Raw genomic sequence first — 10,108 nt, 5'->3', positions numbered from 1 at the left:
ATATTTCAAGCCCCCAGTCCCTGACTGGGGGCTTTTGTTTTGCCCGACGGGCGGCGGGCTTGAAGCGGAGGCCAGGGCTGGTGTGCCGGTGACGAGGGGGCCGTGTCCGAGGGGACGTAGGGGCAGATCCTGCTTGACGCGGGAGAGGGGAATCAGCACTCTGTGCGGGCACAATTCATTGAAGGAGACAACCACCATGTTTACTCACGCCATAACCCGCCGTCCCGGACCGGAGATGGTCGACGGCATCACCACCGCCAACCTGGGCAAGCCGGACTTCGATCTGGCCCTGAAACAGCACGATGCCTATTGCCGGACACTGGCCGATCTGGGGCTGGAGGTGACCGTGCTCGATGCCGAGCCGGGCTACCCGGACTGCTGTTTCGTGGAGGACACCGCCGTGGTCTGCGAGCACGTGGCCGTGCTCACCCCGCTGGGCGCGCCTTCGCGCCAGGGCGAACAGGTGACCATCGAGCCGGAGCTGGCCAAGCACAAGTCGGTGGTCAAGATCGTTCCCCCCGCGCTCATCGAGGGCGGCGACGTGCTCCAGGTGGAGAAGACCTTCTTCATCGGCCTGTCGGACCGCACCAACCACGAGGGCGCGGCGGCTCTGGGCGCAGCGGTCGAGCCGTACGGCTACAAGTGGGTGGAGATCTCCTGCTGCCCGTCCCTGCATTTCAAGACCGACGTCAACTACATCGGCAACAACACCATCCTGGTCTCCCCCTGCTGCGATTCCCTGCCGGAGCTGTCGCTCTTCAAGCGGGTCATCGTGGAGGACGACGAGGCCTACGCGCGCAACTGCCTGTACATCAACGGCACGGTCATCGTACCCGACGGGTTCCCCAAGACCCTGGCAAAGGTTCGCGCCACGGGCGTGGAGACCGTTGTCCTGGACGTCTCCGAGTTCCGCAAGCTGGACGGCGGATTGACCTGCCTCTCCCTGCGCTTCTAGTCCGCGCCATAGCCAGATCAAAGCCCCCGGCTCGACGAGTCGGGGGCTTTTTCATGGCCTTTCATCCGGCGAGGGATGGACGGGGAGGGAAGGGACAGGAGTTGACAAGGGTGACCCCTCCCTCCCCCGATGGGGAAGCTAGTAGTCGGTCACCCGCTTGGGCAGGGTGAAGAACCAGATCTGGGACGCGGTGCCGGTGGGCGTGAGCTCCACGCGGGTGTTCACCGGCCGGCCCTTGTACTTGACCTGGCCGGACGGGTCCACGGTGTAGGCGGCGGCCTTGGTGACCGGCTTGCCGTCCGCGTCCTCGACCGGGTCCACGACCTTGAAGGTGAAGCCGAAGTCGTTGTCCGAGGTCACCACCAGGGTGCGCATGTCGGGCAGCAGGGCCACGCCCTCGGCCTTGGCGGGCTTCCAGCCGTGTTCCTTGATGTCGATGAGCCGGGTCTTGGCCACGTACCTGACGCCGAGCGCCTCGACCTCGGTTCGGTCGGCCACGGTCTCCAGTTCGCCGCCGTCCTTGGCCTTGACGTTCGAGATGTCGGTGGCGTCGGCCAGGTCGATGACGAAGACCGGGATGCGACCCTTGCCGTCGGCGTTCTTGCCCCGCTCCACCAGGATGAATTTGGTCTCGGAGATGGCGTACAGGTCGCCGATCATGGCGTCGGCTGAGCGGGCGTAATTCTTGGCCTCGAACGGGTAGGCGTACTGTTTGACCTGGTTGGTCTCCGGGTCGAGAAGCATCAGGCGGATGAAGGTCGCCTTGGATTCCTTGACCTTGCCGTCCACGTCGCAGATCGACTGGATGGCGGCCAGGACCTTGTTCGACGGGGTCACGGCGATGCCCTCCATGCCCCTGTTGGGCTGGCGGGAGGCGGCGATCATGGGCAGCTCCACGCCGGGCGTGTATTTCCTGACGATCTTGCCGGTGTAGCCGTCGATCTTGGCGATGAACGGGCCGTACTCGTCACAGATCCACAGGAACCGCTTGTCCTTCTTGTCGATGTCGATGCCCTCGGTATCCAGCCCCTCGGGGTCGAAGGCGAGCTGCTTGAGGGAGTCGTCCAGCGGTACTTCGCCCGTGGAGCCAACGGACCCGATGGGAATGGCGCGGCCCGAGATGGGGCGCATGCGCGCGTCCTTGAGGGTGATCAGGCTGGCCAGCACGGCGTGGCCGTCCTTGACCCGGATGGCCCCGTAGGAAGGGGCGTAGTTCGGGGCGGGAAACATCTTGCTGGCGGTGGCCTTGCCGTCCAGTTCGAACTTGGGCGCGTCCGCATTGGGGCCGCGGTCGCCGATGGCGTAGAATACCCGCGCGCCGTCCTCGGCCTTGCCGACGTAGGTCATGCCGGAGCCTATGCCCACGGTGAAGCCGTCCGGGAACCGGTCGGCGTAGACCCCGGTGTAGGGGACGAAAAATTCCTTGGGGATTTCCACGTCGTATTTTTCGACGAGGATGTTCTGGGCCCAGGCGGTCTGGGCGGAGGAAGCGAGGAGCAAAAGGACGAGGGAAAGGGTGCGCAGCATGAAATGCCTCCTGTGGATGAATTGTCCCAACATATAATGAGGGGATGGTTACCTGTCGTGGCGATCGCATGGCTATTGCGTGACGGAACGGGAGGCGCGTCCGGCGGCCACGAAAAAGCCCCCCGGCGGGGTGCCGGGGGGCCGATGGTTCAGATTCGGGCTATTGCTTCTTGAACAACCCCTTGAGCGGATTGGTCTTCGGGGCGTCTCCGGAGGTGGTCCCGGACGTCCCGGTCTTGGGCGTGCCCAGGATGTTCTGCTTGAGCTGCTGCTCAAGCCCCTTGGTGCCCTGCTTGAAGGTCCCCTTGAACAGGGCCTCGCCCATGGCCTTCATGTCCAGCCCGATGGACGGATCGTTCAGGTCGCCCTTGACGTAGATGGGCAGGGGCAATCCCTTGAGGTCTTCCAGGGACGCGCCGTCCTGGCCTTCCAGGGTGCCGACCACGGTGACCACGGCGGTGTAGTCCGTGGTGTTCTTGGGCAGGTCGGCCCATCCCTTGCCGGTGACGCGCAAGAGCGGCGACTTCATCAGCAGGTCCTTGTTCTCGATGTATCCGTTGGTCAGGGTGGCGGAACCGAGCAGCTCGGCGAAGTCGGTCTTGGCCGGTTCGTCCTTGCCCGCGGGCTTGCCCTGGAGCTTGTTCCAGCCGTCGCGCAGCATCTTGGCCACGTTGACGCCCATGACTGCGCCGTCGGTGAAGGCGAAGGACGCGGTGCCGGAGATGGACTTCTTGATGTTGTCCGGGGTCAGGCCGGTTCCCTTGAGGTCGTACTTGGCGTTGGTCGTGCCGTGGAGCATGTCCTTGCCCATGAGGTCGGTGATCAGTCCCTGGGCCTGGACGTCGGTCAGCGCGCCCGACTTGGCCCAGGCGGCGACCGGGCCTGTGACGTTCAGCACGCCCTGGCCGTTGAAGCCGCCGTCATAGAGCTTGAGGGACAGGGGCTTGGCCGTGAGCACGCCGTTGCGGGCCGTGAGCTGGGCCAGGATTTCGGTGATGGTCAGGTTCATGACCTTGAGCTTGCCCACGGTGAGCTTGGCCTTGAGGTCCAGGTCGCGCAGCGCGGCCAGGTCGGGCTCCTGCGCGGGTTCCTCCTTGGCGGCCGGGGCCGTTTCCTGTCCGGCCTCGTTTTCGGACTTGGCGGACTTGGGCGGCAGGTAGCGGTCCGCGTCGATGGCGTCCACGTTGGCGGTGAGCGACAGGGCGGGCTTGTCGAAGTTCTTCACCGATCCCTCGGCGGTCAGGGTGGTGTCGTCGAGCTTCACGGTGAGGTTTTCCAGGGAAACGGCCGTGTCGCTGCCGTTGACCTTGAGGTCCGCGCTGAGCGCTTCCAGGACCTTGGGATCGGCGGTGGCGGGCGCTTCCATGCCGAGCTCCTTCATCAACTGGCGGACCGAGGCCTTGGCCAGCTTCAGCTCGGCGGAATAGGAGAGCGCGCCGTCCTTTGACTTGGCGAAGAGCAGACCGGTCAGCTCGAGGTTCAGCAGGGAGAACTTTAACTCGTCCACCTGGATGGTCCCGGCGGCCTGGTCGAAGCTGGCCAGCCCGGCGAGGACCGGATTGGTGTCGATCTTCGGGTCATCCAGCTTGAGCCGGAACTTCAGCTCGAAGGGGAAGCGGACCTTGTCGCCCACGGCCCCGACCACCAGGCTCAGGTCCGTGACCGAGGTCTTCTTGCCCGCCTGCATGTCGTCGTAGACGATGTTGGCGTTGACGATCTCAACGCCCTCCACGGAAAGGGATTCGGGCTGGCCGCCCTTTGCTTCGGATTCGACGGCGGGCTTTTCCTCGGCTGCCTTGTCGCCGGAGCCGTCGGACTTGGTCAGGTCGTCCCAGTTGGTCACGCCCTGCTTGTTCTTGGCCAGGTTCAGGGTCAGGCCGTCCAGGACGACCACGCCCACGGCCACGTCGCCCGAGAGCAGGGGGAGCAGCCGGATGGACGCCTCGGCCCGGTTGATGCGGACCATCTCGTCGGGTGCGAAGCCGGGTGCGTTGCCCAGCGCCATGGGGCCGACCTCAAGGCCGAGCCACGGGAAGAAGTTGAAGGAGATGTCGCCTTCGAACTTCAGCTCGCGGCCGGTCTGCTCCTTGACGGCCTTGGATATCTCCGCCTTGTATTCGTTGGGGTCCACGATCAGCACCAGGAGGATGCAGGCCGCGATAAACAGGGCGGCCAGCCCTCCGATGACCATCAGTCCGATCTTGAGTGTCTTGTTCATGATTCGCTCCTAAAAGACTCGTTGCAGGAGTTCGCTGGTTGTCGTTATGTCGCCCGAACGGATGCCCTCCTCGGTCTTGCCGATGTAAAGGAACATGGAGTCCAGGGTCTTTCGGGTCAGGTAATCCACAGGGTCGAAGGGGGTCCCGGTCAGGCTGCCCAGCTGTTTGATTGCGGACAGGATGGAGCCGCCGCCCGCCTGGTTCAGAGCGGCCTCCACGAGCGGGGCCGCGCCTCGGGTCAGGGAGTCGCGCGCGTTCGCATCGAAATACTCCGTCACGGCGGTCTTGCTGCCGCTGAGCAGGGAGCCGGGGTTGGAAAATTCCATGGTCGCGATAGCCTTCTTGAACTGTTCGCCCACGCCGGGAACGGCTGCCTCCGCAGCGGAATTCAGGGAGGCGAGCAGGTTCGGCGCCACGGTCTCGGCAATCTTCCGGTAGCTCTCCGGCAGGGACAGGGCGGTGGCCGCCAGAGTGGAGAACCCGCCGTCCGCGGACAGGGATTCCACGGCCGCGTCCGTACCCATGCCCAGGAGCTCGCGGAAGGCCGCCTCGATCCGGGACGGGCCCACGGACAGTCCCATGGCCTGGCTGCCCGCTTCCCCGGCCTGCTTGAGGGTCTCCCCCCATCCGGCGCGCGCCGAGACCGGCTGCAGCGAGACGGCCAGGAAGAGCAGGATGAGCGGGAGGGGGACGGCGTTTTTCAGGGACATGGCGGCTCCGGGGGTTGGGTGTCGATACTGGCAAATATATCACGCCGGGGCGCGGCTGCCTAGAGGGATGCGCGGCTTTTGGGTGAATATCGCCCCACGCGCCGGGCCGAGGCGGGCGGTAGAAAGGATTTCTCGCGCCGACGCACCGCATAAAAGGACCGGCACAGGGTTGCAAACCCTTGCCGGTCTTTATTTTTTAGACATGAGAGCGGAGTTGTCCCCGCGCCGCCCGGCTATTTCAGTGACAATCTGGCGACCCCCGGATGGTCCAGGGAGATGCGGGTGGCCCGGAACAGGGGCTTGGGTTCCTTGCCCGGTTCCTTGAAGCGGTATTCCCAGGCCACCTTGCCGTCGGGCTTGACCTCGAAGAGGTGCGCCGCCGGGCCGTCGCAGACCAGGGTGTTGCCGTTGGGCAGCCGCTGCGCCCCGGAGAAGCGGTCGGCGTAGAACGCGCTGTCGCCGCCGAAGGACCAGACCACCTCGGCGTCCAGGGTCGTGGCCTTGAAGTAGTAGTCGGGCTTGATCTCTAGGACCTCGGACCGCTTGTTGCGGCGGTCGCCGTTGTTGAAGATCAGGATGGTCTCTTCGCCGGGCCTGCCGTTGCGTATCCACCGGGCGTCGTGCTGGGCCGTGAGCATGGGCTTGCCCGCCGCGCCGTAGGCTGCGGGATTGCCCCAGCGGAAGAGGATGTCGCCGCCCCGGTGCATGATGCCGCCCTTGGAGGTGGCCGCCTGCTCCGTGGACGTGGAGTGGTCGATGATCCAGACCTCGCCGGTGTTGCGCAGGCTGAGGACGATCTGGTCCAGGGCCGGGTTGTAGTCGATGGAGTCCGCGTGGAGCCAGTCCGGGGTGCGGCGCGGGTTGTAGTTCACGTCCATGCGCTGGGGTAGGCGCACCGGGTTGGCATAGTTGGGCGCGTCGCTGTTGGTGTTCTGGACCAGGTGGTCCCAGGCGTGCCACTCCCAGACCACGTAGCCGCTGCGCGGGCCGGACTTGCGGACCTCCACGATGTGTTCGGACCAGATCATGCCCTCGGGATGGTTGCGCACGGAGCCGCCCGCCTCCGAGAGGTCGATGCGGGTCTTCAGTTCCCAGGCCAGGATCAGGACGTTGCCGTTGGGCAGGGGCTGGATGTCGCCGTGTTGCCGGACGTCCTTGGAGATGTAGCTGTATTCCCAGACGATCTGGCCGCGGGGCGAAACTTCCTGGACAATGCCGCCGCTGACGCCCTCGCCCTCGAACGGGGTGCGGACCTCGCCCCTGGCCGGGGACACGGTGCGCAGCAGGTTGCCGTTCTTCAGCAGGTAGACCGCGCCGGTGGAGGCGTCCCGACCGGGCCAGGTCTTGACCGTCTTGCCCTGCATGTCCACCAGGTAGGTGTCCGTGCCGCCCATGGGGGCGAACAGGGTGTACCCGGTGGATGGGCCGCCAACGGGCTTGGGAGCGGGTTTGGCCGGGGCGGCGGCGCAGGGTGCGGCCGGAACCGGGACGGCTGCCGGGGCCGCGGAGGCCGTGGTCCTGGTAGCCGCCTTCGGGGCCGGAGCGGGGGCCGCCTTGGGCGCGGTCACTGGCTCTGGGGCCGCCTTGGGCGCGGCCATCGGGGCCGCACTCTTTGCCGACGCCTGGGGCGCGCCCACAGGCTTGGGAGCCGCCGGAACAATGGGCGTGGGTACGGCATAGACCGGCGGTTCAGGCTTGGCGGGCGCGGTCGCGATCTTGGGCGTCTGGGCCTGGCCGCCCATGCGGGCCTCGAAGCGGTCCAGCTCCGCGCGGGAGATGCAGCCGTCGCCGTTGTGGTCCACGCGCCAGAACTGCTGGTTGAGCTTGCCGGTGGTCTCGTTCAGGGTCAGGCAACCGTTGCCGTCCAGGTCCATGGAGGAAAGGGTGTCCGGCCCCTGGGGCGCGGGTTCGGGAACAGGCACGGCCGCAGGCGCAACGGCGGCGGGGGGGCGCGACCATGGCCAGTTCTTCGGGAACGGGTGCGGGTGCGGACTCGGGCGCGGGAACCGCTATCGGCGCGGGCACGGGTTCCGGTGCTGGCACGGGTTCCGGTACGGGCACGGGTTCCGGTACGGGCGGGGCCATCGGCTCCGGGGCCGGAACGGGGACCGGTTCGGGCAGGGGCGCGGGTTCGGGCGCGGGTTCGGGTGCGGCTTCAGGCGCGGGCGGCTCGGCCAGGATGTCCTCCAGGCGCATGGGCTCGGGTTCGGGTCGGGCAACGGGCGCGGCGGCCATCTGCACGGGGTTGGTCCGGGTCTCGGCCAGGGCGGCGGTGACCGTCAGGGCGCGGGCCGGGTCGAAGGCGGGCCGGCTGTACCCCTGGCCGTACTTGTCCAGGTCCGCGAACCGGTCGGGCAGCTGGGCGTCCACGAACCGATAGCCGTTGGTCTTGTAGCCCATGTTCAGCATGGTCTCGGATTTGCGGTCCAGGCCGGGGTTGGCCTGGTAGATGTCCTTGCCCTTGAACCCGTTCTGGATCACGGCGTCGGTGATGCGCAGGGTGGAGGGCGGCAGGCTCGTGAAGCGGATGTCCTCGCAGTCGCACTCGTTGCCCCAGACCAGGGTCTTGACCAGCAGGGCGTCGTTGTTCCCCTTGCCTTGAAATATGGCCGGGCCGTCCTTGAGGGAGCGGTTCCCGGTGAAGGTGCAGTAGTAGAGGGTCGCGCTCGATCCGCCCTGGTTGGCCAGGCCCGCGCCCTGCTCGGCCTCGTTGTTGCGGAAGATGGAGTTGAGCAGGATCGGGGCCGCGCCGAAATCGTTGTACATGCCGCCGCCCTGGGCGTCGCTCAGGTTGGAGTCGAACTGGCAGGAGACGTACAGGGGCCGGGAGCGCAGCATGTTGACCACGCCGCCGCCCCAGGCCAGGGCCGAGTTCTGCCAGAAGTCGCATTGCGCGAACTTGGGCGCGGATCCGGTCTCGGCCGCAGGGTCGGACGCGGAGGAGGTCATGTTGTAGACCGCACCGCCGACCAGGGCGTGGTTGTCCTGGAAGACGCAGTTGCGCACCGTGGGCGAGGCGCGGAAGTTGAGCATGCCCGCGCCCATGCCGTCCCCGGCCTCGCGGACCAGGGCCGCGGCGGTCAGGGTGTCCGGGCCGTGCCAGCGGGTGTTCAGGGAATAGCCGCCGGTGACGGTGAAGCCGTCGAGCACGGCGCGGTCCGCGCCGGTGACCACGTGGAAAACGTTGTCGTCCGGCACGCCGGGCGCGCCGACGTCGCCGGACAGGATGGTCTGGTGTTCCTTGACGTCCCGCCTGCGGAACTCGGTCTCGGTGCCCGCGAAGCCGCCGTACACGGCCACGCCGGGTTTCAGCCGGAAGGAGGCCCTGCGGTCCGCGCCCGGCAGGTAGGTCCCGGCGGCGACCCAGATGTCGTCGCCGTCGGCGGCGGCGTCCAGGGCAATGGTCAGTTCCTTCAGGGGCGCGCTCCAGGACGAGCCGTCGCCAGCGGCCTCGGCGCCGATGTTGACGTACAGGGTCCGGGCGTGGACGGTCGCGGGGAAAAACAGGAGGGCGGCAAGCAGGACAGGGAAGATTCGACTCGTGATCATATGAATTCCTTGAGCGTTCGACAGGGCCGCTGCGGGCCGTTCGACGGGTCTATATTCCCGGCCACCATGCCCGATTTCACCCCTGCATGGCTAGTCCCTTTATCAGGCCGAAGCATCCGGCCAGCATCATGTCCCCGCCGGGCGAGGGAAACTCCACGTCGTAGCCGTCCAGCATCCCCCGGCGCGGGCCGAGCACGAAGGTCGGCTCGAATCCCCCGGCCTCGGCGGGCAGGTCGAGGCAGAGGCAGCCGTGGCCGTTGTCGTCGAAGACCTGCTCGAAGGAGAGGCACCCCTTGCGGAACGCGGCCAGGTCCCGCCACAGCTTTTCGCCGTCCACGCAGCCGGTGTGCTGCTCGTACACCCCGTGGATGCGCCCGGCGTGGAGCAGGAAGGCGATGAGGTGGGAGTTGCCGATGTTCACCAGGGTGATGCCGCGCTCGAAGCTCAGCCGTTCGATCTCGTCCACGAACAGCGCACCGAGCACCGCCGCCGCGCCGGTGTCCGCCACCGGGCCGCCGCCGATGTCCGCCTGGAGGTCGGCCAGCCGGGTGAGCATGGCGGGCGGGGTTCGGTAGACCAGGGCCTCCGGCCGTCCTCCGCCCTCGTCGAGCAGGGTCCGCCAGAGCTTGAACCGCCCCATGCGGTTGGACTGGCCGGGGTGAAATCCGTGGTCCTGGGCGCAGGCCGCGACCTCGTCGGGCCAGGGAAGCTCGGCGGCCTCCATGAACCGGTGCCACCACGCTTCGTCGAAGTCCGTCAGCCGCACCGGCACGAAGCCGTCCGGGCAGCTGTCGGTCATCTCGATGCCCATGGCTGGGATGCGTGTCAGGTCGTCGGCCATGGTGTAGGCGGCCTTCTCGGTACAGGCCACCTTCAGCCCGGCCTTGAGATGGCCGTTGATGAACCGGGTCACGCCGCCGCCCATGTTGCTGCCGTGGAGCCATATGTTCTCGCCCTTCAGGCGCAGCGCCTCCACCCTCCGGCCGATCTGGAGGGCCGGGGAGGGGAGCACGAACTTGGGGCAGTTTTCGATCTCGCGGTCCGGGGAATAGAGCAGCACGTCCTGGGTGCCGCTGCCGATGTCGAGGCAGAGAGTGGTCGTCACGTATATCTCCTTATTGGATGTCCGCCTTGGTACACCGGGCCGG

Annotated in this window: 7 protein-coding genes; 1 reads left to right on the top strand and 6 read right to left on the bottom strand. The window is 66.9% G+C overall.

Going from position 1 to position 10,108, the window contains the following annotated elements:
- The first annotated feature begins 196 nt into the window (after positions 1-196).
- Positions 197-955 (top strand): dimethylarginine dimethylaminohydrolase family protein, encoded by a 759-nt coding sequence (locus AWY79_RS18030; RefSeq protein ID WP_066806868.1) that lies wholly within the window; start codon positions 197-199, stop codon positions 953-955.
- A gap of 138 nt (positions 956-1,093) precedes the next feature.
- Here the strand turns inward: AWY79_RS18030 and AWY79_RS18025 are convergent, their stop codons facing one another.
- From AWY79_RS18025 to AWY79_RS18000, 6 genes are all read right to left on the bottom strand, one after another.
- Positions 1,094-2,482, bottom strand: a complete 1,389-nt coding sequence (locus AWY79_RS18025) for an esterase-like activity of phytase family protein (RefSeq protein WP_066806866.1) — start codon at positions 2,480-2,482, stop codon at positions 1,094-1,096.
- Positions 2,483-2,642: 160 nt separating this feature from the next.
- On the bottom strand, positions 2,643-4,700 hold the full coding sequence (locus AWY79_RS18020; RefSeq protein ID WP_066806864.1) for an AsmA family protein: 2,058 nt from the start codon (positions 4,698-4,700) through the stop codon (positions 2,643-2,645).
- 9 nt (positions 4,701-4,709) lie between these two features.
- On the bottom strand, positions 4,710-5,411 hold the full coding sequence (locus AWY79_RS18015) for a DUF4197 domain-containing protein (protein WP_066806862.1): 702 nt from the start codon (positions 5,409-5,411) through the stop codon (positions 4,710-4,712).
- 233 nt (positions 5,412-5,644) lie between these two features.
- Positions 5,645-6,775: an aryl-sulfate sulfotransferase gene (locus AWY79_RS19490; protein WP_233491062.1), complete on the bottom strand. Its 1,131-nt coding sequence runs from the start codon at positions 6,773-6,775 to the stop codon at positions 5,645-5,647.
- Between the two features lie 325 nt (positions 6,776-7,100).
- Positions 7,101-8,960 (bottom strand): right-handed parallel beta-helix repeat-containing protein, encoded by a 1,860-nt coding sequence (locus AWY79_RS18005; protein ID WP_066806858.1) that lies wholly within the window; start codon positions 8,958-8,960, stop codon positions 7,101-7,103.
- Between the two features lie 76 nt (positions 8,961-9,036).
- On the bottom strand, positions 9,037-10,065 hold the full coding sequence (locus tag AWY79_RS18000) for a DUF1786 domain-containing protein (RefSeq protein ID WP_066806856.1): 1,029 nt from the start codon (positions 10,063-10,065) through the stop codon (positions 9,037-9,039).
- Between the last annotated feature and the right edge of the window lie 43 nt (positions 10,066-10,108).

It is taken from the genome of Pseudodesulfovibrio indicus (assembly GCF_001563225.1).
In the GTDB taxonomy this organism is placed as follows: domain Bacteria; phylum Desulfobacterota; class Desulfovibrionia; order Desulfovibrionales; family Desulfovibrionaceae; genus Pseudodesulfovibrio; species Pseudodesulfovibrio indicus.
This window is presented reverse-complemented; position numbering and strand designations above follow the sequence as displayed.